17 protein-coding genes and 1 tRNA gene are annotated in these 23146 nt (G+C 68.4%); 12 read left to right on the top strand and 6 right to left on the bottom strand.

What is annotated here, in order from left to right:
* The first annotated feature begins 11 nt into the window (after window positions 1–11).
* Window positions 12–1247 carry a TIGR01906 family membrane protein gene (locus ACIQCM_RS09405; RefSeq protein WP_400605884.1) on the top strand — a complete coding sequence of 412 codons (1236 nt, stop codon included), beginning with the start codon at window positions 12–14 and terminating at the stop codon, window positions 1245–1247.
* On the opposite strand, the gene ACIQCM_RS09400 is transcribed toward ACIQCM_RS09405, so the two are convergent.
* Both ACIQCM_RS09400 and ACIQCM_RS09395 read right to left on the bottom strand, forming a co-directional pair.
* Window positions 1244–3073 carry an AMP-dependent synthetase/ligase gene (locus tag ACIQCM_RS09400; RefSeq protein WP_400605886.1) on the bottom strand — a complete coding sequence of 610 codons (1830 nt, stop codon included), beginning with the start codon at window positions 3071–3073 and terminating at the stop codon, window positions 1244–1246. The genes ACIQCM_RS09405 and ACIQCM_RS09400 overlap by 4 nt on opposite strands.
* Window positions 3074–3134: 61 nt before the next feature.
* Window positions 3135–4793, bottom strand: a complete 1659-nt coding sequence (locus tag ACIQCM_RS09395; protein ID WP_400605888.1) for a dolichyl-phosphate-mannose--protein mannosyltransferase — start codon at window positions 4791–4793, stop codon at window positions 3135–3137.
* A gap of 47 nt (window positions 4794–4840) precedes the next feature.
* Here ACIQCM_RS09395 and rsmI point away from each other — a divergent pair, with 47 nt between their 5' ends.
* Window positions 4841–5716, top strand: coding sequence for a 16S rRNA (cytidine(1402)-2'-O)-methyltransferase (gene rsmI, locus ACIQCM_RS09390; RefSeq protein WP_400605890.1), 876 nt, complete (start codon window positions 4841–4843; stop codon window positions 5714–5716).
* Between the two features lie 187 nt (window positions 5717–5903).
* Entirely contained in the window at window positions 5904–7403 is a 1500-nt protein-coding gene (locus ACIQCM_RS09385) for an NAD-dependent succinate-semialdehyde dehydrogenase (protein ID WP_400605892.1), read from the top strand.
* On the opposite strand, the gene ACIQCM_RS09380 is transcribed toward ACIQCM_RS09385, so the two are convergent.
* From ACIQCM_RS09380 to ACIQCM_RS09370, 3 genes are read right to left on the bottom strand one after another with little or no spacing between them, the layout of a single operon-like run.
* Window positions 7391–9886, bottom strand: coding sequence for a DUF3488 and DUF4129 domain-containing transglutaminase family protein (locus ACIQCM_RS09380; RefSeq protein ID WP_400605894.1), 2496 nt, complete (start codon window positions 9884–9886; stop codon window positions 7391–7393). The two genes, ACIQCM_RS09385 and ACIQCM_RS09380, sit on opposite strands and share 13 nt — an antisense overlap.
* Window positions 9883–11274, bottom strand: coding sequence for a DUF58 domain-containing protein (locus ACIQCM_RS09375; protein WP_400605896.1), 1392 nt, complete (start codon window positions 11272–11274; stop codon window positions 9883–9885). Before ACIQCM_RS09375 ends, ACIQCM_RS09380 begins: the two co-directional genes overlap by 4 nt.
* Window positions 11275–11282: 8 nt before the next feature.
* Window positions 11283–12356 (bottom strand): AAA family ATPase, encoded by a 1074-nt coding sequence (locus tag ACIQCM_RS09370; protein ID WP_400605897.1) that lies wholly within the window; start codon window positions 12354–12356, stop codon window positions 11283–11285.
* Window positions 12357–12517: 161 nt separating this feature from the next.
* Between ACIQCM_RS09370 and ACIQCM_RS09365 the strand changes: the two genes are divergently transcribed.
* The 5 genes from ACIQCM_RS09365 to ACIQCM_RS09345 all read left to right on the top strand — a co-directional run bounded on the left by ACIQCM_RS09365 (window position 12518) and on the right by ACIQCM_RS09345 (window position 18683).
* On the top strand, window positions 12518–13432 hold the full coding sequence (locus ACIQCM_RS09365) for a TatD family hydrolase (RefSeq protein WP_400605898.1): 915 nt from the start codon (window positions 12518–12520) through the stop codon (window positions 13430–13432).
* 257 nt (window positions 13433–13689) lie between these two features.
* Window positions 13690–14868: a transglycosylase family protein gene (locus ACIQCM_RS09360; protein WP_400633671.1), complete on the top strand. Its 1179-nt coding sequence runs from the start codon at window positions 13690–13692 to the stop codon at window positions 14866–14868.
* A gap of 115 nt (window positions 14869–14983) precedes the next feature.
* Complete coding sequence (gene rsmA, locus ACIQCM_RS09355) at window positions 14984–15856, top strand: 16S rRNA (adenine(1518)-N(6)/adenine(1519)-N(6))-dimethyltransferase RsmA (protein WP_400605903.1); 873 nt, start codon at window positions 14984–14986, stop codon at window positions 15854–15856.
* Window positions 15853–16815, top strand: coding sequence for a 4-(cytidine 5'-diphospho)-2-C-methyl-D-erythritol kinase (locus ACIQCM_RS09350; protein ID WP_400605906.1), 963 nt, complete (start codon window positions 15853–15855; stop codon window positions 16813–16815). Before rsmA ends, ACIQCM_RS09350 begins: the two co-directional genes overlap by 4 nt.
* Window positions 16816–16850: 35 nt before the next feature.
* Window positions 16851–18683, top strand: a complete 1833-nt coding sequence (locus ACIQCM_RS09345; protein WP_400605909.1) for an ABC-F family ATP-binding cassette domain-containing protein — start codon at window positions 16851–16853, stop codon at window positions 18681–18683.
* A 161-nt stretch (window positions 18684–18844) separates the two neighbouring features.
* Here the strand turns inward: ACIQCM_RS09345 and ACIQCM_RS09340 are convergent, their stop codons facing one another.
* Window positions 18845–19444 (bottom strand): TetR/AcrR family transcriptional regulator, encoded by a 600-nt coding sequence (locus tag ACIQCM_RS09340; RefSeq protein WP_400606412.1) that lies wholly within the window; start codon window positions 19442–19444, stop codon window positions 18845–18847.
* A 175-nt stretch (window positions 19445–19619) separates the two neighbouring features.
* Between ACIQCM_RS09340 and ACIQCM_RS09335 the strand changes: the two genes are divergently transcribed.
* From ACIQCM_RS09335 to ACIQCM_RS09320, 4 genes are all read left to right on the top strand, one after another.
* A tRNA-Gln gene (locus tag ACIQCM_RS09335) sits at window positions 19620–19691 on the top strand.
* 98 nt (window positions 19692–19789) lie between these two features.
* Window positions 19790–21268 (top strand): bifunctional UDP-N-acetylglucosamine diphosphorylase/glucosamine-1-phosphate N-acetyltransferase GlmU, encoded by a 1479-nt coding sequence (gene glmU / locus ACIQCM_RS09330; protein ID WP_400605912.1) that lies wholly within the window; start codon window positions 19790–19792, stop codon window positions 21266–21268.
* Window positions 21269–21270: 2 nt separating this feature from the next.
* Window positions 21271–22251 carry a ribose-phosphate diphosphokinase gene (locus ACIQCM_RS09325; RefSeq protein WP_400605913.1) on the top strand — a complete coding sequence of 327 codons (981 nt, stop codon included), beginning with the start codon at window positions 21271–21273 and terminating at the stop codon, window positions 22249–22251.
* Between the two features lie 254 nt (window positions 22252–22505).
* The gene (locus tag ACIQCM_RS09320; protein ID WP_400605915.1) at window positions 22506–23132 is read left to right on the top strand and encodes a 50S ribosomal protein L25/general stress protein Ctc; all 627 of its coding nucleotides are present in this window, start codon (window positions 22506–22508) and stop codon (window positions 23130–23132) included.
* Window positions 23133–23146 lie beyond the last annotated feature (14 nt).

Genomic DNA, 23146 nt, shown 5'->3' with positions numbered 1-23146 from the left:
GTGACGCTGCTGTGAAAGACGAAAAACCGGCCCGCGACAAGAGCGCAGGACCGGCCCCGGAACCGGTTATGGACACCTCGGCGGACTCCGACGAGCCGGCGTTCTCCTGGATGACGCCGGCAGCGCCCCGCACTGCCGGGAGCGGCACGGAAACGGGCACGGCCGGAACAGGCAAGGAAACGGGTGCGGCCGCGCAGGCGGCGGGCCCGGGACCGACAGCTGCGGCTGCTTCGGCGCCCGACGCGGCAGGGGACGGTCCGGTCCAGCCGGAAACCCGTGCCGAACGCAAAGCGGCTGACGCCGCCGTCGGCCCTTCCGCATCCGGCACTTCGGCCGCTGTTGCGGCGCCCGGGCAGGGCAGCACCGCAGTCTTCCAGGAACCCCTGGCCACCTCAGCCCTCCAGGTCCGCCCGCCCGAGGACGAGGTGGCGCGCCGCTATGCGCAGAGGGACAGTGCCGCCAACGCCAAGCCGGCCGCTCCGAGGCTGATGCAGGTCCTGTTGGCACTGTTCTTCCCCGTCATCCTCCTGGTCCTGGCCGTCCGCGCCGTCACCAGCCCCTTGTTCCTCTGGGTGGAGTACAACCGCCCCGGATTCCCCGGCGACGGTTATGGCTTCAGCACCGATGACCGCATGACCTACGGCTCCTACGCCGTCGACTACCTGAGCAACTGGGCAGGTCCCCGCTACCTGGGAGACCTGGTGAACCGCAGCGGCGAGCGCCTGTTCAAAGACGGCGAAGTCAGCCACATGGCCGACGTCAAGGCGGTGATCCTGTCCTCGTTCGGCGCGGGCGCGCTGCTGGTGGTGCTGAGCATCATTGCAATCCTCTACCTGCGGAAGCGCAGCACCGGCGGCGTCCGCCGGGGGCTCTTCGCCGGCTCCATCATCAGCCTGGTGACCATCCTGGGCCTGGGCACGTTGGGCGTGCTGGGCTGGCAGCAGTTCTTCACCGAGTTCCACCGGGTCTTCTTCGCCGACGGGACCTGGACTTTCAGCCTGGGGGACACCCTGATCCGGCTGTTCCCGGGCCAGTTCTGGGTGGACGCCGGGATCGTCATTGCCGCCCTGGTGCTGATCGCGTCCCTCGTGACCCTGGTACTGACCTGGCCCACCCGCCGCCGCCGTGGCCTGCCGCCCCGCGAACCCAAGGCGGACAAGGAACCCAGGGCGGACAAGGGGCCGAAGCCCGCGAAGCAGTCCAAGGAGCCTAAGGCCATGAAGGAACCGAAGGCCGGTAAAGCCTAGGCGTAAAGCCGCCTGATCTCCGCGGCGAAGTCACGGATCACGTCCGCGCGCTTGAGCTTCAGGGACGGGGTCAAGTGGCCGGATTCTTCGGTGAATTCCGCATCAAGGATCGCGAAGCTGCGGACGGACTCGGCTTTGGAAACCAGGCGGTTGGCCCCGTCCACTGCCTCCTGGACAGCCGCCCGCACCTCAGGGTCCGTCACGGCGTCCGCGACGGGCAGGGGCGGGAGGCCCCGTTCGGAACGCCAGTCGGCCAGGCCCTCCGGGTCCAGGGTGACCAGGGCCGAAATGAAGGGCCGGCCATCGCCCGCCACCACTGCGTGGGCCACCAGCTGGTGGGCCCGGATGGCGTCCTCCAGCGGCCCCGGGGCGACGTTCTTGCCGCCGGCTGTGACCAGGAGGTCCTTCTTCCGGCCGGTGATGGTCAGGAAGCCGTCGCTGTCCAGCTCGCCCAGGTCTCCCGTGCGGAAGAAGCCGTCCACGAAAGCCTCGGCATTGGCGGCAGGGTTGCCGTGGTAGCCCCGGAAGACTCCGATGCCCTTGACCAGGACCTCGCCGTCCGGCGCCACCCGGACCGTCGTGCCCGGAATGGGGATGCCGACCGAGCCGACGCGGGTGCGTGAGGGCGTGTTCACCGTGCACGGTGCCGTGGTCTCGGTAAGGCCATAGCCTTCCAGGACGGGGACGCCGGCGCCGCGGAAGAAGTGCGCGTCCCCGGCGGCCAAGTGGCTCGCCCCGGACACCGTGTAACGGATGCTGCCGCCCAGGGCCTGGCGCAGGCGGGGATAGAGGAGCCGGTCAAATACTGCATGCCGGGCCCGGCACAGCAGCCCCGGCCCGTTCCCCTCGCCCCGGCTTTTCCGGTCCTGTTCCTGCGAATACCCGATCGCTGTGGCGGAGGCGGCCCTGAACAGCCGCGACTTCCCGGCCAGCGCCGCCTTATGTCCGGCGGCTGCCCGCACTTTTTCGAAGATCCGCGGCACTACCAGGAGGAAGGTGGGACGGAACGTGCCGAGATCCTCCAGGAGGCGGGCGGCCCCGGGCGTGTGGCCCAGGGTCGCGCCGGCGGTGAGGCACACCACCTGCACAGCGCGGGCCAGGACGTGCGCCAGGGGGAGGAACATCAGTGTCCGCGCCTGGTCCTGCTGGAGGATTTCGGGCAGGAACGCCACGATGTTCTTCGCCACCAGGGCGAAGTTTCCATGCGTTATCTCGCAGCCCTTTGGATTGCCGGTGGTGCCCGAGGTGTACACCAGCGATGCGACGTCGGCCAGGCCCGCCTGGCTTCTGTGCCGCTCCAGCTCGGCGTCGCTCACCCCCGCCCCCGCTGCGGCGAGGCTGGCAAGGTTGGGGGCAGCGCCGTCGTGCTCCATGCGCACCACGCTGACGAGCCGGTCCTGCAGGCCTTCGGCCCCGGCGAGAACCCCGGCAACCAGCTCCGCCTTGGCGGCATCTTCGGCAAAGACCCGCCGCACGTTGGCGTCGCGGAGGATCCATTCCACCTGATGCGGCGAGGACGTTTCGTAGATGGGGACCGTGACACCGCCGGCGAACCAGATGGCGAAATCCACCAGGGTCCACTCATACGACGTGCCGGACATAACCGCCACGGCATCCCCGGCTTCTAGCCCGCCCGCAATCAGCCCCTTGGCCAGCGCGCTGACCTCCTCACGGAATTTGTGGGCCGGAACATCAATCCAGCCGTTGGGCCCGTTGCGGCGGTAGAGGGGGTGCGCGGCGTTTGCTGCCTCCTGTTCGATGAGCAGATCCGTGACGTTGCTGTCCGGGTCAAGCTCTACGAGCAGTTCAGTGCTTGCTTCTCTCACGCAGGTCTCCGTTCCGCTGCCGCGGCAGCGGCTCCTTCAGGGGGTCTCATGCCATCTTTCCCTAGATCCAGGACGGCATCCACATCCGGGCTTTCCAGTCCGTGTAGGGAATTACCTCTGCGGCCCATACGGGGTAAAAGAAGGCGGACAGCAGGATGGCCGCCGCAAGGAACACGACGGCGACGTAGAGCCCGGACCGGCGGCGCCATAACGGATCCGTGGACCGTCCCAGCACCAGCCCCAGGCAGTAAACGAGCGCAAGGACCAGGAATGGTTCAAACGCCACCGAGTAGAAGTAGAACATGGTGCGTTCGGGGTACATGAACCACGGCAGGTACCCGGCGCCCACGCCGGCGAGGATGGCGCCGGCGCGCCAGTCGCGCCGACCGGCCCACCAGAAGAGCAGTACCACCAGGGACACGGCTGCCGCCCACCAGATCAGCGGGTTTCCCACCGACAGGATGGCTGAGGAGCACTTGTCCACGTCGCAGCCGGGGGTCCCGCGCGCCGGGTCTTCGTAGAAGAACGACGTCGGCCGGCCCAGTACCAGCCAGCTCCAGGGGCTTGCTTCGTAAGGGTGGTCAGAACCCAGAGCCTGGTGGAAGTTGTACGCCTCCAGGTGGTAGTGGGCCAGGGAGCGCAGGGAATCGGGGAGCCAGCCCCATTCCGGCGACGGGTTCCCTTCGGCCCAACGCCGGAAGTAGGCGTCCGTCGAGCGGAACCACCCGGTCCAGGTTGCGGCGTACACGGCAGCGGCCACCGGCACCATGGAGAGGAACGCGGGGAGGCCGTCCTTGATGATGCCCCCGCTGATCCAGCTGTGGATTCCCGCCACCCGCCGTGCGTTAAGGTCCCACAGCACCGTCATGATGCCAAAGGCGGCAAGGAAGAAGAGGCCGGACCACTTGGTCCCAACGGCCAGGCCCAGGCAGATTCCGGCAACAATGCGCCACCAACGGATGCCGGTAAACGGCCCGGCAGCCAGCGCCATGGCGGGCGGACGGCCACCGTTGCCGGCAGCGGCGCGTGCCAGCCTGGAGGCGAGCAGGCGCCTGCCCTGGTCGCGGTCCAGCAGCAGGGCGCCGAATGCCGCGAGGATCCAGAACATCAGGAAGATATCCAGCAGCGCCGTCCGGGACATCACCAGGTGGTGGCCGTCCACCGCCAGCAGCAGCCCGGCTGCCCCGGCCAAGGGAAGGGAACCGAAAAGCTTCAGCGCGACCAGGGACAGGAGCAGGATGGACAGTGTGCCGGTCAGGGCGGCGGCAAACCGCCAGCCGAACGCATTGTCCGGACCGAACACCCACATCCCCGCAGCGATCATCCACTTGCCCACCGGCGGATGGACCACGTATTCGGGGGAGTCCAGGAGGCCGGCGGGGTTGCCGGAATTGAACGCGTCATTGGCCTTGTCCGGCCAGCTGCGCTCGTACCCGCTGACCAGGTAGGAGTAGGCGTCCTTGACGTAGTACGTTTCGTCGAAGACCAGTGTGCCTGGAGTGCCCAGCCGGACGAAGCGCAGGATGCCTCCGACGGCGGCAGCCAGCAGGGGCACCAGGAAGAACCACAGGCGCAACGACGGCGGGTAGTCCCGCCAGCTCCGCACGGTGCCGAGGAGGCGGGCCCGGAGCGCCTCCGGGGTGAAGGCCTCGTCGGGTCGGTTCAGCCAGTCTTGTCCGGCCCCGGCCGGCCGGGTCGAGGTCTGCGTCACGAGCCCCATGCTACCTTTTGGCGCTGCAGGCCGCGTGCGGCAGTAGGCTGGTGGGCGTGGATCCTAACCCAAGCCCCCTTCCCGTCACCGGTCCGGCCACCGCGGGGCGCATTGTCCTCGCCGCCACTCCCATCGGAAACATGGGTGATGCGTCGGCCAGGCTGGTGGAACTGCTGGGCACCGCGGACATCGTGGCGGCGGAGGACACCCGCAGGCTGCACCGCCTGGTCCAGAGCCTCGGCGTCACCGTAGCCGGGCGCGTCATCAGCTACCACGAACACAACGAGGCAGCGAAGACGGCCGAACTGCTGGAACAGGTCCGCTCCGGCAGCACCCTGGTGATGGTGACCGACGCCGGCATGCCGTCCGTTTCTGACCCCGGCTTCCGGCTGGTTGAGGGCGCCGTCGCGGCGGGACTGACGGTGACGGCCGTTCCGGGGCCATCCGCCGTGTTGACGGCCCTGGCGCTGTCCGGATTGCCCACGGACCGGTTCTGCTTCGAGGGGTTCCTGCCCCGGAAGGCGGGGGAGCGCGCTTCCCGCCTGGCGGACCTGGCGGACGAGCGGCGCACCATGGTGTTTTTTGAGGCGCCGCACCGGCTCGAAGTTATGCTGCGCGCCCTGCGCGAGCGGTTCGGCCCCGAGCGGCCCGTGGCCGTCTGCCGGGAACTGACCAAAACATATGAGGAAGTACTCCGCGGCACCCTCGCCGATCTGCTGCAGTGGGCGGAAACCAATGAGGTGCGCGGCGAGATTGCCGTGGTCCTCGGCGGCGCGCCGGACAAGGCGCCGGGCACGCCCGAAGACCATGTCGCGGCGGTCAACGGACTGGTTGCCCAGGGAATCCGGCTCAAGGAAGCGGTGGCTGCGGTGGCCGAGGATGCCCGCGTCAGCAAGCGGGAGCTGTACGCGGCGGTGCTGGCCGCGCGGTGACCCGGGCGGCCGGCGGCGCCCACAGTGGATGACTGTGCACCTGCACAGCAGGCGCCACCGTCCGCAGTGCGCCGCGGCGTAGACCGGCTTCCGCGGCGGCAGTAGTCTGGCAGTAAATCAGCCCGCCGGCTCCGGACCGTCCCGGTTCCTTCACAGCGGGCGCCACCATACTGACGAGGGAGTCACCGTGACTGTCACCGCATCCCAGGCCGTTACCGCCGACCGCGAAAGCCGCCTCCTGGCCACCGTCCCTACCGGCCTCCTGATCAACGGTGAGTGGCGCGACGCGGCGTCAGGGAAGACGTTCGATGTCGAGGACCCCGCCACCGGGAAAGTGCTGCTCAGCATTGCCGATGCCGGCGCCGAGGACGGGGCCGCCGCCCTGGATGCTGCCGCAGCCGCGCAGGAGTCGTGGGCCAAGGTGCCGCCGCGCGAGCGGGGGGAGATCCTGCGCCGGGCCTTTGAGCTGGTTACCGAACGGGCCGAGGACTTCGCCCTGCTCATGACAATGGAAATGGGCAAGCCCCTCGCGGAGGCCCGCGGTGAGGTCACTTACGGTGCCGAGTTCCTGCGCTGGTTCTCAGAAGAAGCCGTCCGCGCCTTCGGCCGCTACTCCCTGTCTCCGGATGGCAAGTCCCGGCTGCTGGTCACCAAGAAGCCGGTGGGACCCTGCCTGCTCATCACCCCGTGGAATTTCCCGCTGGCCATGGCCACCCGGAAGATCGCACCGGCCGTCGCGGCAGGCTGCACCATGGTCCTCAAGTCCGCCAACCTCACACCGCTGACCTCGCAGCTCTTCGCCGCCGTCATGATGGAGGCCGGCCTGCCTGCGGGCGTCCTGAACGTCATCCCCACCTCCACCGCCGGTGCCACAACGGGGCCGCTGATCAGGGATTCCCGCCTCCGGAAGCTGTCCTTCACCGGTTCCACCGAAGTGGGGCGGCGCCTCTTGGCCGATGCCTCCGGCACCGTGCTCCGGACGTCCATGGAACTGGGCGGCAACGCACCGTTCCTGGTGTTTGACGATGCCGACCTCGACGCCGCAGTGGCCGGTGCCATGCTCGCCAAGCTCCGCAACATGGGCGAGGCCTGCACGGCTGCGAACCGGTTCATCGTGCACGAGTCAGTGGCAGCGGAGTTCGCCGAGAAGTTCGCGGCGAAAATGAAGGAAATGACCACTGCCCGCGGTACAGAGCCGGAATCCAAGGTTGGCCCGCTGATCGATGCCAAGAGCCGGGACAAGGTGCACGAGCTGGTGTCCGACGCCGTCTCGTCCGGGGCCAGGGCTGTCCTGGGCGGAGGACCGGTGGAAGGCCCGGGCTACTTCTACCAGCCCACCATCCTCTCTGGGGTCAGCGAAGGAACACGGATCCTGTCCGAGGAGATTTTCGGTCCCGTGGCGCCCATCATCACCTTCAAGAGCGAAGATGATGCCGTCCGCCTGGCCAACAACACCGAGTACGGGCTCGTGGCTTACGTCTTCACCAGGGACCTGAACCGGGGCCTCCGCATGGGGGAGCGGCTGGAAACCGGCATGCTGGGCCTGAACGCCGGCGTGATCTCCAACGCCGCAGCCCCGTTCGGAGGCGTCAAGCAGTCCGGCCTGGGCCGCGAAGGCGGCCTGGAAGGCATTGAGGAATACCTGTACACGCAGTACATCGGCATCGCCGATCCTTACGCGGGATAGCGCGGTAACCCCAGCAATGACGCGGCGGCGCGTCCGGCCGCCCGGAACGGTGCGCTGAGCCAGCGGCCCAACCGGGCGGTCACCGACGGCGGCAGCCACTCCGCCCGGAGCCGCTGCCCGGGGGTGGCGTTCGCCCTGAGCGCCGCCGCCAGGGCATCTATGTGGCCCGTGACCTCGTCAAGCACGCCGTCCTCGGGCACAGCCTTTTGCGGAGCCTGCACCGAACCGGATGCCGCCGGCGCGGCAGGAGGCCCATACTCGTGGCGTTCAAACTCCGCGGTGAGAACCTGGACGGTTGAGTACGCCTGGCGGTCCGGGCCGTCCGCTCCGGCGAGCAGGGAACCGCGGAAACGGGACGAATATGCCCGCGGCGTCTCGCTGGCCTCGGGCGGCAGTCCGTAGTCCCTGCCGAGATCCACCAGTTCCCGCCAGCCGGACCCGGGCGAGCCTGCAGCCGCCTGGCGGATCCGGTGCCCGCGGATGCCCAGCCGGACCATCCGCGGAGCCGCGGCCAGCAGGAGGATTGCCAGCACCGCGCCCACTCCGGCGGGCCACGGGCCCGGCCCGGGCTGCCCGGAGGTGCCGGCGCCTGCATCGACTTCCGGAACCGGCTCTGCGGTTTCGGTGGCCGATGCGGTGGGTGCGGCCGTTGCGCCAGGCAGGAGGTCCGGACCGTTGTCCAGGTTACCCGGGGCGGTCGGGGCCGATGCTCCCGTGGCGTAGGACGGGACAACTCCGCGCGAGGGCGTGGGCTCGAACGGTACCCAGCCCAGGCCCTGGAAGTACAGTTCGGGCCAGGCATGGGCATCGCGTGCGTCCACCTCGTATTCGGGAAGGTCACCCTGGCCGGCAACGGTGACGGTGGCACCTGTCAGCCTGCCGGGCGCGTATCCCACCGCGATCCGGCTGGGGATGCCTTCCAGCCGGGCCATTACCGCCATAGCCGACGCGTAGTGGACGCAGTAGCCACTTTTCCGGTCCAGGAAATCCGCCAGGACCGAGAGCCCGTTGCCGTCGTAGCCGCCCTGGACCGGGGACTCCAGTGAGTAGGTGAACGCGGCCGAGCGGAGATAGCGCTGGATCGCCATGGCCTTCTCGTAGGGGCTTTCTACCGGCCCGGCCACTTCGGTGGCAGTGGCCCGCACGATGTCCGGGACGTTGCCCGGAACGCGGATGAAGTCCTCCGCGATGCCTTCCACCCGCCGCGGTGAGCCCGCCAGCAGCGCAGCGGTGACGGCCGGAGCGGTGGAGACCACCACGTACTCCTGCCGGCGGGAAGTGGTGTCTGTCCCTTTGATGCTCAGCGTGGCGGGGTCCCAGGTCCAGCGCCCGCTAAGTCCCAGCACCGCTTCGGGTGCGTACGGAGCCGGCAGGTACGGGCTGGTGAAAGTGCCGGCATCAACTGCGGTAATCACGCGCTGCTGCTCTCCGGCCAGGACGTCGTAGCCAGGGTCGATGCGCCCGGACAGGGGCACACGGGAGGCGGTGCGGTCGTCCGGGCCCCAGGACTCGCCGTCGAAATGGTCAACCGTGACCGAGCGCAGGTACACAGGTGCCGTGGCACTGGTGGCGTAGGTGATCCTGCCGCTTCCCTCGGGGGTGCGCAGGCTGGTTCCCAGTGTGATCATGGGGTTCAGCCCCGTGGATGCGCCCCACGGGTTCAGCCGGGAGCCCTGGGGAAAGGTGCCCTGGTCGAATCCCGGCATCACGGAAGAAAGCACCAGCGTGGCGGCCAGGGCCGCGGAGCCGGTGAGCGCCGCGCGGCGCGCCTGGCCGGGGGTGCGTGCCATGCCCTCCCCGGCCAGCGGTTGCGGGACGAACCACTGGCTGAATGCCAGGATCATCAGGTATCCGGCTGCGGTCACTGTGAAGGACCACGGGCCTACGCTTTGGGGTTTGATCACCGCCGGCACCACCATCAGGGCCAGGAGCCCGACCCCCGTGGCCGCGGGCATGCGCAGGGGAACTGCGAGGGCGTCCACCAGGATCACGGCAAGGCCCAAAATGGCGCAGCACACCATCACGATGCCCGGGTTCGGGGCCACGGGGGCGGTTTCGGCAAGGACGGTCTCGCTGGCCCGGCGCAGCAGCCGGTCCAGTTCGTCCAGGGTGGCCCCTGCCGGGATGAAGCCGGCGATGCTGCTGCGGCGGAAGAAAGTGAGCGTGAGGACGGCGCCCAGGGAAAGGAATCCGCCCGCAGTGACAAGGATGGGCTGGGCCCGCAACGAGCGCAGCGCTGCCAGGGTGAAGCACACGGCCAGGACCGTGGTGAGCGCCGGCAGGTACCAGCCCCAGCCGCGGAGTACACCGTTCAGGGAGAGGGCAGCACCGCATACTGCCACGGCCACGGCGGCGGCCATCGCCCAGGGAAACGCTCCCACGCGGGGCCGCAGGGCAGCGGGGGGTGCAGCTCCGGGTCCGCTCCCGGAACCAGCCGCCGGATTCCTTCCCTGCCCGCGGTTCCGGGCGGGTGCGATGGTCATAGCCCGGCTCCGGCTCTCCGGCGCGCATCGGACCCCGGTTCCGTCCGGGCTGCCCGGCCGGCGTCCAGACGGCCCCACGCGTCGGCGACGGAAGTCCTTGGCGCCGCCGCCACGGCACGCCAGCCGGCGGCGCGCAGGAGTTCCAGCGCCTCAGCGGCCTCCGCCGGTACGTCCGTGACCACCACCGCCATGGCTGTGGTGGCGTATGTGGCCGCGGGTGCCAGGGCACGCGCGTCCGCGGCGCTGATCCGTCCCAATACTGCAACGAGCGGACCCCGCATGCGGTGCGCCGACAGCTTGTCCATCAGGCCGTCGTCGAACGGTGCGGGCTGGGATTCCGGATCGGGACGCCGCGGCAGCGCGGTTGCCCGGCCATCCCGGTGCGCGGCGGCGGGCAGAATGGCGGCCAGGCTCTCGGCGATGGACTGCAGTCCGGACGGTCCCGCGTATTCCTCTGTCTCCGGTTCCGGCGCGGACGGCGAATGCCGGAACGCCGGTGCGCCGTGCTGGTCCAGCAGCCTGAGCGCGTAGCTTCGTCCGGCCAGGTGGGAGCTGACGGACATGGCGGCCACCACTGCCCACTCGAACGCCGGGCTGCCTGCTTCCACGCCTTCGTCATGGTTCCCGCCGGGAAAGGCTGCCGCCCGCAGATCCAGGAGGACAGTGGCCTCGGGAGTGGTGACGGATTCCTCCTGCCGCACCATCAGTTCGCCGTGGCGCGCCGTCGCGGCCCAGTGGACCCGGCGCATGGGATCGCCGTGGCGGTATTCCCGGGTCATGACGTCGTCGTCGCTGGGGTTGGCGCGGCTGCGGGTGGCGGTGATGCCGTCGTGGCCCCGCGCTCCTGCCAATACGGTCCGCGGAAGCACGACGGCGGCCGGAGTCACGGTCAGCGTCTCGCCGTCGTCGATCGCCTGCCTGTGCAGGGAGAGGCCGAAGGGGTCGGTGAACTCGGCGGTGACCGGGCCGATCAGGAACTGCCCGCGCTGCGGCGGGCGCAGCCGGTACTCGCACCGGCTGGCGCCCCCCGTGGCCGCCCGCGAGGGAAAACGAAAGGACGGGGATTCGCCGAACCGGGCCGGCAGGCGTTCCTCCATCACGGCGCGTCCCGTCCCGGGACCGGTCCGGGCCACCATGAGGTGCACCCGGACCGGAGCTGAGGTCTCCACCGGGGAGGGGGTGAAGGTCCTTGCCACCCGGAACCGGGGATGGACCAGGCGGAGGCCGGCCAGCGAAGCCAGGGGCAGCATGATCAGCAGGATGGCCAGCGCCAGCAGATCCCGGCGGCCCATGATGTGTGCGGCCGCGAGGGACGCTGCACCCGCTGCAAGCATGCCCCAGCCGCGCCGGGTGAACAGGTGTCCGGGCAACCAGCCCTGCTGCGCCATGGCTGGCCCTAGCGGTTCCTGGTGGCTGGAGCGGCGCCGGCGGCTACCGGCAACCGGGACAGGATAGCGCGCACCACGCTCTGCGGCGTTTCGCCGGCTGCCGCTGCCTTCCGGTCAAGGATGATGCGGTGCGCCAGCACCGGCTCGGCGACCTGGCCCAGGTCGTCCGGAAGCACAAAGTCCCTGCCGTCCAGCGCGGCCGTGGCCTTCGCCGCCCGGAGCAGCTGCAGCAGGGAACGGGGGCTTGCGCCCAGGCGCAGGAGCGGGCTCTCCCGGGTGGCCCGGCCCACCGACACGGTGTACTCCTTGATCGCCTGCGAGACGTACACCTGCTGCACCGTGGTGATCATCGAGGCCACCTCCGCAGCGGTAACCACCGCAGTGACGCTGTTCAGGGGCGACGCCGCCTGGTGGGTCTCAAGCATGTCGATCTCGGCCTCCCGGTCCGGGTACCCCATGGAAATACGTGCCATGAAGCGGTCCCGCTGGGCCTCCGGCAGGGGATAGGTGCCTTCCATCTCGATCGGGTTCTGGGTGGCCACCACCATGAACGGCTCGTCGAGGTGGTAGGACGTGCCGTCCACCGTGACCTGGTGTTCCTCCATGCATTCGAGCAGGGCGGACTGGGTCTTGGCCGACGCCCGGTTGATCTCGTCCCCGATGACGATGTTGGCAAAGACCGCGCCCGGCCGGAATTCGAAGTTCCTTGATGCCTGGTTGTAGACGGACACGCCAGTGACGTCCGACGGCAGCAGATCCGGCGTGAACTGGATCCGGTTCACCGTGCAGTCCACGGTGCGTGCCAGCGCTTTGGCGAGCAGGGTCTTGCCTACCCCGGGGACGTCCTCCACCAGGAGATGGCCCTGGGCCAGCAGCACCGTCAATGCCAGCTGGGCGGCATCGGGTTTGCCGTCGATGACCGTATTGACCGTGTCCAGGATGCGGCGGGTGGCATCGTGGAACGGGCCGGCTTCCATCGGGACCGGCCGGTGCCCGTTCAGCCGGACGGCCGCACCCGCGGGGACCGCCACCGGGCGGCTGCCGGAGCCCGGCGTGTCAGCAGTGCGTTGGTGGGACTCCATCGGCAACCTTTCAACGGGTATTACCTGGACAGGTCAGCAAGCCTGCCGTTACCAGCCGTAGGCGCTCGCATCTGTATCTTCCAGACTACTAACACAACTGCTGCGGCCGGGAGTGAGTTCCGGTAAATCTGGCGGACCGCCGGCGGCATTAAGCTGGACGAATGTGTGATGACGCTGTTCCCGCCGCCTACCGCGGTGCGGGCACCGAAGAGACTGCCGGTCCGGGCCCCTCCGGGGTGGCCAAGGCGCGGCCCTTCCCGCCGGCTCCGGAGCCCCTGCCGGTTCCGGTGATGGACAACCATACCCATTTGGATTTCCCGGACGGAAACGCCCCGGTGGGGATTGCCGCCGCGATGGATGCCGCCGCAGCAGTAGGGGTGCAGGGTGCCGTACAGGTGGGCTGCGACCTGGAGTCCTCCAGGTTCACCGCTGCCGCCGTCGACCTCGATCCGCGGCTGCTCGGTGCCGTGGCGCTGCACCCGAACGACGCGCCACGGTACGCGGAACGCGGCGGGCTGGAAGAGGCTCTTGCGGAGATCGAACGGCTCGCAGCGCATCCGCGCATCCGGGCCATCGGGGAAACCGGGCTCGACTTCTTCCGCACGTCCGGGGAGGGCCTGGCGCACCAGCGCTATTCTTTCCGCCGCCACATCGATATCGCCAAACGCCTGGGCCTGACCCTGCAGATCCACGACCGCGACGCGCACCGCGAGGTTGTCCAGGTCCTCCGCGAGGAAGGGGCACCCGAGCGCGTGGTGTTCCATTGCTTCTCCGGCGATGAGGAACTGGCCCGGATCTGCAATGAAGAAGGCTGGTGGATGTCCTTTGCCGGGACGCTGACCTTCAAGAACGCCGCCAACCTGCGCGGTGCGCTCGCCGTGGCGGATCCGGGGCTGCTGCTGGTGGAAACGGATGCACCGTTCCTCACTCCCCACCCGCACCGGGGCCGGCCGAACGCGAGCTACATGGTCCCCTACACCGTTCGGACCATGGCGGAATTGACAGGTTCGGACCTCGCCGGGCTGTGTGCGGCAATCAGCGAAAATACCCTGCGGGCCTACGGATCCTGGGACTGACCGGCAACGCTGCGGAGCGCCGCTTGTGCATACCCGGTATGTATATTTGTTGGTCCGTTTATAACGCTACGGTTACAGTGGATAACTGTTAGCCGGGGTCGGGGAAGGCCAGCGGGTAATTTCACTCCTTATTGCACCGTGTGGTGCCGGGCCTGGGCCCGGCCTGTCCGAGGGGCAGGAGTGTGGCGGCGCAAGGGTGCCCGGACAGCCCCGTGAGTGGTGCTTCCGGGAGTTTAATGCGCTATCCCCGTGCCCGGATGGACCAAAAGTTACGGGCAATCGTGGTCAAGTTTTTTTCGTCGGACGGCAAGTTCAGCTTCTTGAAGGTTGGTGCACAGCTCCTGGTGCTGTGCGGTCTGGTGGCAGGCCTGGTGGCCTTCGTCGGCAATAACAAAACCATCACGCTCAACGTTGATGGCAAAGTCTCTTCCGTCCAGACGTTCGGTGGAACCGTGGGGCAGGTAGTCAAGAGCGCCAGCCTGGAGCTGTCGCCCGAAGACCGGGTGACCCCGGCCATCGACGAATCCGTCCGCAACGGGACCGTGATCAACGTCAACAAGGCCAAGGAAGTTCAGGTCAGCCTGGACGGCTCCGAACAGACCGTTAACACCACCGCGCCGGACGTGGCAGGACTGGTGACCCAACTCGGCGTGGCCAGCGCCTCCTCGGTCTCGGTGCCCAAGGACTCCCGGCTCGCCGTGGAAGGGTCCTTCGTTTCCATCTCGACGCCCAAGAAAGTCAGCATCGTTGCCGATGGCAAGGTGGACATGGCCACCACCACTGCAGCTACCGTCCGGGAGGTCCTGGATCAAGCGGGTGTAAGCCTCGGTGCCAATGACCGCTCTTCCCAGCCAGGCAGCGCGCACGTGGTGGACAACATGGTCATCAAGGTCTCCCGCGTGCAGAAGGGCAAGACCGTGGTGGCCACCGAGGAAGTTCCCTTCGAGACACTCACCACCCGAAGCGCAGAACTGCCCAAGGGCGAAGAGGAAGTGACCCGCGAGGGCACCCCCGGCAAGCTGCAGAAGACGTTCAAGCTGGTCCTGGTGGACGGCCGCGAAGCTTCCCGCGCCCTGGTGGCCGAAACCGTCCTGGCCAAGCCCGTGGCCCGCAAGGTCACCGTGGGAACCAAGGAAGCCCCGAAGCCTGCTGCCGCCGCCAGCAACACCGGTGCAGCGGCTCCGGCCATGATGAATGAAGCCATGTGGGACGCGATTGCCCAGTGCGAGTCCGGAGGCAACTGGAGCATCAACACCGGAAACGGCTACTACGGCGGGCTGCAGTTCGACATCCAGACCTGGATCGGCGCCGGCGGCGGTGCCTACGCCCCCAACGCCAGCCTGGCCACCAAGGCCCAGCAGATCGACATCGCCAACCGCGTCTATGCCCAACGCGGCCTGCAGCCCTGGGGCTGCGGATGGGCCGCCACGGCCTGACCCGTTGCACCGCATGCCCGGCTGAGGGCACCGTGGCCGGACCCGGACTCCCGGGCCCGGCCACTGGCGTCAAGGACGACGGCGGCCCGGTCACGCCCCGGGATAGGATACCTACGTGACTGAACCGACCCCTGCCGCGCCCGCACCCCTCTTCGGTGCCTCCGACATCCGCAGGCTGGCGGAGGAAATCGGTGTCAGGCCCACCAAGACCCTGGGCCAGAACTTCGTGATCGACGGCAACACCATCCGCAGGATCGTGGCCGCCGCCGACATCGGACCCGGCGAGGCGGTCCTGGAAGTCGGCCCGGGCCTGGGCTCGTTGACGCTGGGGCTCCTGGACGCGGCCGGCACCGTGGTCGCCGTCGAAATCGATCCGGTGCTGGCCGCCAAGCTTCCGGAAACCGTGGCCCACTGGCGCCCCGGGGCCGTCGATGCCTTCCACCTGGTCCACGCAGACGCCATGAAGGTCACCGAACTGCCTGTGGAGCCCACCGCGCTCGTGGCGAACCTGCCCTACAACGTTGCCGTGCCCGTAGTGCTGCACCTGCTGCAGCACTTCCCGACCCTTCGGCACGGCCTGGTGATGGTGCAGGACGAGGTGGCAGACCGTTTGGCCGCCGGCCCGGGCTCCAAGACCTACGGGGTTCCCTCGGTGAAGGCCGCCTGGTACAGCGACATGCGCAAGGCCGGAGTGATCGGCATGAACGTCTTCTGGCCTGCGCCGAAGATCCACTCCGGGCTGGTGGCCTTCACGCGCCGTGAACCGCCGGCAACCACCGCCACGCGCGAGCAGGTCTTCGCCGTGGTGGACGCCGCATTCGCCCAGCGCCGGAAGACTTTGCGCGCTGCACTCGCCGGCTGGGCGGGAGGGGCACCGGAGGCCGAACGCTGCCTGGTGGCTGCCGGTGTCGACCCCACCGCCCGCGGCGAGGTCATCGACATTGCCGCGTTTGCGCGGATCGCCGAGGCCAGGGAGGCCGCCCGGTGAACGCCGTGCCCGGGCGGTTCGCGCCCCGGACGGTCCGGGTCAAGGCGCCGGGCAAGGTCAACGTCGCCCTGGATGTGGGGCCACTCCGGCCGGACGGCTACCACTCCGTTGCCAGCGTCTACCTGGCCGTCTCGCTTTATGAGGAAGTAGCGGCCACCAGCACGGAAACGCCGGGTATCACGGTGTCGGTCAGCGCAGAAAGCACGCTGGATCTGGACGGTGTGGACATCCCCCTGGACAACCGGAACCTGGCCTATAAAGCGGCTGCCATCATGGCCGATGTTTCCGAGCACGCCACCGGAGTCCATCTTGAAATCACCAAGAGGGTGCCTGTTGCCGGCGGCATGGGCGGCGGGTCAGCGGACGCCGCGGCCACCCTGCTGGCCTGTGACGCCCTCTGGAACAGCGGCCTGTCCCGCGAAGAGCTGGCCCACCTCGCAGCCGAGCTTGGCGCGGACGTGCCCTTTTCGCTTCTGGGAGGCACCGCCGTCGGCCTCGGACTGGGCGACGACCTGTCCCCGGCCCTGGCGAAAGCGCAGACACACTGGGTGCTGGTGGCCGCCGACTTTGGCCTCTCCACTCCCGAGGTGTACCGCACCCTGGACCGGATGCGGGCGGCCGAAGGCGTGGAGGCCGCCGAACCTGCAGGGGTTGATCCCCGGATCCTCACGGCCCTGCGCGGTGGCGACGCCGACGCCCTGGGCACGGTGCTGGTCAATGACCTGCAGCGCGCCGCCATCGAGTTGGCGCCTTCCCTGCGGGATACGCTGGGAATCGGCGAATCCCACGGAGCGGTGGCCGGCATCGTTTCCGGCTCCGGCCCCACGGTGGCCCTCCTTGCCGAGGACTCCATAGCAGCCGAAGGACTGGCTGCGGACCTGCGCCGCTTCGGCCTGACCGCCCTGCCGGTCCACGGCCCGGTACCCGGCGCGCGCATCATGTCCGACACCCTCCTCTAGTTTTTCCGAACCCCCGCAGCAGAAAGCAGCTCCCTTTGGCACACCTTCTTGGCGGCGAGAACCTCACCGTCTCGTACGCAACCCGCACTGTCCTGGACGGCGTCACCCTGGGACTGGAAGAGGGCGACCGGATCGGCATGGTGGGCCGCAACGGCGACGGCAAATCCACGCTGATGCGGCTCCTGGCCCTGCGGTCGACCCCCGATTCAGGGCGTGTCACCAAGCGCGGCGACGTCAACATCGGCTACCTGGACCAAAGCGACGTGCTCGACGGCGACCTGACCGTGGGTGCCGCAATCGTGGGGGACCAGGCGGACTACGAATGGGCGCGCAACCCCCAGATCAGGGAAATCATGGGCGGACTGGTGTCCGACGTGGACTGGCACGCCAACGTGCACGCACTCTCCGGGGGCCAGAAGCGGCGCGTGGCCCTGGCCAAGCTGCTCATCGAGGACCACGACGTCATCATGCTGGACGAGCCCACCAACCACCTCGATGTCGAAGGCGTCGCCTGGCTGGCACGGCACCTGAAGAGCCGCTGGCGTGCCAACCAGGGTGCGTTCCTGGTGGTCACGCACGACCGCTGGTTCCTCGACGAAATCTGCACCAGGACCTGGGAAGTCCACGACGGCATCGTCGACCCGTTCGAAGGTGGCTACGCGGCCTACGTGCTGGCGCGCGCCGAGCGGGACCGCATGGCGTCCGTCGTCGAAAGCAAACGCCAGCAGCTCGTGAAGAAGGAACTGGCGTGGCTGCGCCGCGGCGCCCCGGCCCGCACGTCCAAGCCGAAGTTCCGCATCGAGGCGGCCAACGCCCTGATTGAGGACGTTCCGGCGCCCCGCGACTCGATGGCCCTGAGCAAGATGGCGACGGCGCGGCTGGGCAAGGATGTCCTGGACCTGGAGAACGTGTCCCTGAACTTTCAGGATGACGACGCCGGCCGGAAGCTTTTCGACAACATCACCCTCCGCCTGGCCCCGGGTGAGCGGTTGGGCCTGGTCGGCGTCAACGGTGCCGGCAAGACCACACTGCTGAAGCTGCTCAACGGGGAGATCACCCCGGATGCGGGCAAGGTGAAGCGGGGCAAGACCGTGGTGACGGCGGTCCTCACGCAGGAGGTCAAGGAACTCGACGACGTGGCCGACCTGCGCGTGATCGAGGTCATCGAGCGGGAAAAGCGGTCCTTCAATGTGGGCGGCCGGGAATTCACAGCCGGCCAGCTGGTGGAGCAGCTCGGGTTCACCAACCAGAAGCAGTGGACCCCCGTCCGCGACCTTTCCGGTGGCGAACGCCGCCGCCTGCAGCTCCTCCGGCTCCTGGTGGGCGAACCCAACGTCCTCATGCTTGATGAACCCACGAACGACCTCGACACGGACACCCTCGCCGCGGTGGAGGACGTCCTTGACGGCTGGCCCGGAACCCTCGTGGTGGTCAGCCACGACCGGTACCTCCTGGAACGCGTGACGGACCACCAAATGGCACTGCTGGGGGACGGCAAGCTCCGCGGCCTCCCCGGCGGCGTTGACCAGTATTTGGAACTCCGCGAGTCCGCGCTGGCCGGTTCCACGGTGGCTGGCGGCGGCAACCCCGTCACCAGCGCCGGCGCCGGCAACGCAAGCGCCGCGGCAGCAGGCGGCCCGTCGGAGGCAGAGAAGCGGGACGCACGCAAGGCCCAGAACCGGATTGAACGCCAGCTCAAGAAACTGGACCAGCAGGAAAAGAAGCTCCACGACGACATGGTCAAGAGCACGGAGAAGTCCGACTTCGACGCCCTGGCGGAACAGAACAAGCAGCTCAAGGACCTGGGCGAGGAAAAGGAAGCACTGGAAATGGAGTGGCTCGAAGCCTCGGAGCTCCTGGGCGACTGATACCCAGGGGCGCCGCGCGCACAAGCGGCGTGGTGGTCCTTCGTGTAGTCGCGCATCGCGGCGCATCGTGGCGTGGAGGTCGCCCAGCGACCGGAACCTCACCTATGCGATGTGTCTAAGCGACGGCGAAGGGCTCCTGTGCCGCGGACGGAACCAGGGAGTTACCCTTCGGACTGCAGTTCCGGGTCCTTCTTGAGGCCGGTGAGGCCGTTCCAGGCAAGGTTGACCAGGTGCGCTGCGACGGTTTGCTTGTCAGGCCGCCGGCTGTCCTGCCACCACTGGCCCGTCATGGCCACCATGCCCACCAGCATCTGCGCGTACATTGCACCGTCCTCCCCACTGAGCCCGCGGCGGGAAAATTCGTCGGCCAGCATATGTTCCACGCGGGCGGTGACGTGCGAGAGCAGGGTGGAGAATGCGCCTTCGGGCTGGGACGGCGGCGCGTCCCGCATGAGGATGCGGAAGCCTTCCGTGCGGTCCTCGATGTAGGTCAGCAGGGCCAGGGCGGCGCGCTCGACGAGGACGCGCGGTTTCGCCTCGTCGCCGAGGGCGGCATTGATGGCGTCCAGGAGGATGCGGAACTCGAAGTCCACCACCTCGGTGTAGAGGCCTTCCTTGGAACCGAAGTGCTCGTAGATGACGGGTTTCGACACCCCCGCGCACACCGCAATTTCCTCGATGGTGGTCCCGTCCAGCCCCCGTGCGGCGAAGAGGCCGCGTCCGACGTCGATCAGTTGGCTCCTGCGCTGGAGCCCGGTCATGCGCGTCCGGGGGAGGGGGTTGTTGCTCACATTTCCATCATGCCCTACCGCTTCCCCCCGGAATTGCAGGCGGTGGAGCCGCTGAAGGGGCGGGGGAGGTCCCGCCATGTCGCGCACCGCACCGAAGCCGTGGCAAAATAGGGACTTGTGCCCGGGCCTCGAGACTTGGGCATGGTCCGCTCTGGTGTAACGGCAGCACCCCGGCCTTTGGAGCCGTGGAGTATAGGTTCGAATCCTATGGGCGGAACTGCCGGGGCGAGGAGCGCCCCGCAGGATGGCATGCGGTGCCCGCTGGAATCCGGCGGACACGGCCGGCCAGCGAACCGAAGCAAGGAGAGCCCGTACGTGATCCCCGAGAATGCCGGCCCCGCCGCAGTAATCGTTCTGGCAGCAGGCGCCGGTACCCGGATGAAATCGCGTCTCCCCAAGATCCTGCATGAAATCGGCGGCCGTTCCATGGTGGGCCACGCCCTCCTGGCGGCCCGCAGCATTAACCCGCAGCAGCTGGCCATCGTGGTGCGGCACGAACGCGACCTGGTGGCGCGCCACGTCAGCAACCTGGACCCCGCCGCCGTCGTGGTGGACCAGGATGAGGTGCCGGGTACCGGGCGCGCCGTCGAGGTGGCGCTGGAAGCCCTGGACGCACGGGGGCTGCTGGACGGCACCGTGGTGGTCACCTATGGCGACGTTCCGCTGCTGACCGCAGGTCTTCTGGCGGAGCTGGTCTCCACCCACGAACGGGACGCGAACGCGGTGACTGTACTTACCGCCGTCCTGGACGACGCCACCGGTTACGGGCGGATCCTGCGCGCCGCCGACGGCACGGTGACCGGCATCCGCGAGCACAAGGATGCCACGGACGCCGAACGTGAGGTCCGCGAGGTCAACTCCGGCATCTACGCTTTTGACGCAGCCGTGCTCCGCAGCGCCCTCGCCAAGGTCACCACGGACAACGCCCAGGGCGAGAAGTATTTGACGGACGTCCTGGGGCTGGCGCGGGAGGCAGGCGGCCGCGTGGCCGCCGTCGTCACCACCGACCGCTGGCAGGTCGAAGGCGCCAACGACCGCGTCCAGCTCGCCGCGCTCGGGGCCGAACTGAACCGCCGCACGGTGGAAGCATGGATGCGCGCCGGCGTCACGGTGGTGGACCCTGCGACCACTTGGATCGACTCCTCCGTCACGCTGGAGGAAGACGTCCGGATCCTTCCCAACACGCAGCTGCACGGCGCCACTGCCGTGGCGCGGGACGCCGTCGTGGGCCCCGACACCACGCTGACGGATGTCACCGTCGGCGAGGGTGCCAAGGTGACCCGCACGCACGGTTCCGGCGCGCGCATCGGCGCGGACGCCGCCGTCGGCCCCTTCACCTACCTCCGCCCGGGCACCGTCCTGGGCGAGAGCGGCAAGATTGGCGCGTTCTACGAGACCAAGAACGTGACCATCGGGCGCGGCTCCAAGCTCTCGCACCTCGGGTACGCCGGGGACGCCGAAATCGGCGAGGACACCAACATCGGGTGCGGCAACATCACGGCCAATTACGACGGCGAGAAGAAGCACCGCACGGTCATCGGCTCGGGCGTCCGCACGGGTTCCAACACGGTCTTCGTTGCTCCGGTCACCGTGGGGGATGGCGCCTATAGCGGTGCCGGCGCGGTGATCCGGAAAGACGTGCCAGCCGGCGCCCTTGCGTTGAGCATCGCCGCCCAGCGCAATACCGAAGGCTGGGTTCCCGCCCACAGGCCGGGAACCCGCTCCGCGGAACTGGCACAGGCGGCCACCACAGATTCCTCAAGTACCCCGGCATCTACAGAAGAGGGCAAGTAACCATGAGCGAAATTACGGCGCACGGCGAGAAGAAGCTGGTGCTCGCCTCCGGGCGGGCCCATCCGGAGCTGGCACGGGAGATCGCCAAGGAGCTCGGTACGGACCTGCTGCCCGTCGACGCCTACGACTTCGCCAACGGGGAGATCTACGTGCGCGCCGGCGAGAGCGTGCGCGGCACGGATGCGTTCGTCATCCAGGCGCACCCGGCCCCGCTGAACAACCACCTCATGGAACAGCTGATCATGATCGATTCGCTGAAGCGCGCCTCCGCCAAGCGCATCACCGTGGTCTCCCCGTTCTACCCGTACGCCCGGCAGGACAAGAAAGGCCGCGGCCGCGAGCCCATCTCCGCCCGCCTTGTGGCCGACCTGTACAAGACTGCCGGCGCCGACCGCATCATGAGTGTCGACCTGCACACCTCCCAGATCCAGGGCTTCTTCGACGGCCCCGTGGACCACCTCATGGCCATCCCGCTGCTGGCGGACTACATCCGCACCCGCGTGGACGCCGAGAACATCACCGTGGTCTCCCCGGACACCGGCCGCGTCCGGGTTGCCGAGCAGTGGGCCGAACGCCTGGGCGGTGCACCGCTGGCCTTCGTGCACAAGAGCCGCGACCTGACCGTGCCCAACCAGGCCGTCTCCAAGACCGTGGTGGGCCAGATCGAAGGCCGCACCTGCGTGCTCATCGACGACATGATCGACACCGGCGGAACCATCTCCGGGGCTGTCCAGGTTCTGAAGAACGCCGGCGCCAAGGATGTCATCATCGCCGCCACCCACGCCGTGTTCTCCGAGCCGGCCGCGCAGCGCCTGTCCGAGTCCGGCGCCCGGGAAGTTGTGGTCACCAACACGCTGCCGCTGTCCTCAGCGCAGCGCTTCCCGCAGCTGACGGTGCTGTCCATCGCACCGCTGATTGCGCGCGCCATCCGTGAGGTGTTCGACGACGGCTCCGTCACCAGCCTGTTCGACGGCAACGCCTAGCCGCTTTCGGCCGGTTTCAGTTATGGGGGCGGGCGCTGGTAAGCTGGTCAGCGATACCTTGGCGAGGGAGAGCAGCGCGGCAACCGGTATAAACCGGACGTCCGGCTGGCAGTTCTCCGTTATCGACTGGGTCTGAACTGCCCTTCCAGCGGAAGGGTGCCTTCTTGAAGGGCCGCCTCCGGGCCGTCCGGCGTTGAAGGTCGTACAGACCTCCGCCCTTGCTGAACACCGTTTCATCTTCAAGGAGATAATCCATGTCTGAGCAGAAGCTCGCAGCAGAACTGCGCACCGAATTCGGCAAGGGCTACGCCCGCCGCGCCCGGATGGCCAACCTGATCCCCGCCGTCATCTACGGCCACGGTGCAGAGCCCATCCACGTCACCCTGCCCGCCAAGGCCACCACCCTGGCCGTCCGCACCCCGAACGCCCTGCTGTCGCTGGACATCAACGGCGAAGGCCACCTGGCACTGGTCAAGGACGTACAGCGCGACCCGATCAAGCAGATCATCGAGCACATCGACCTTCTGACCGTCCGCAAGGGCGAAAAGGTCACCGTTGACGTTCCCGTCCACGTCGAAGGCGAAACCGCTCCCGAGACTGTCCACAACCTCGAACTGACCTCCGTGTCCGTCGAAGCAGAGGCAACCCACCTGCCCGAGTCCGTTTCGGTCAGCATCGAAGGCCGTGGCGCCGGCGAGCACATCCACGCTTCCGACCTGGTCCTGCCGAAGGGCACCGTCCTGCTGACGGACGCCGACGCACTCGTGGTCAACATCTCCGAAGCCACCGTTGTTGCCGAGGAAGAGACCGAAGGCGAAGAAGCAGCTGCCGAGGAGACTCCCGCAGCCGCCGAAGAGGCTGAAGAAGCAGCAGCCGAGTAATCACCCGGCGCAAG

The organism is Pseudarthrobacter sp. NPDC092439, assembly GCF_044754945.1.
In the GTDB taxonomy this organism is placed as follows: domain Bacteria; phylum Actinomycetota; class Actinomycetes; order Actinomycetales; family Micrococcaceae; genus Arthrobacter.
This window is presented reverse-complemented; position numbering and strand designations above follow the sequence as displayed.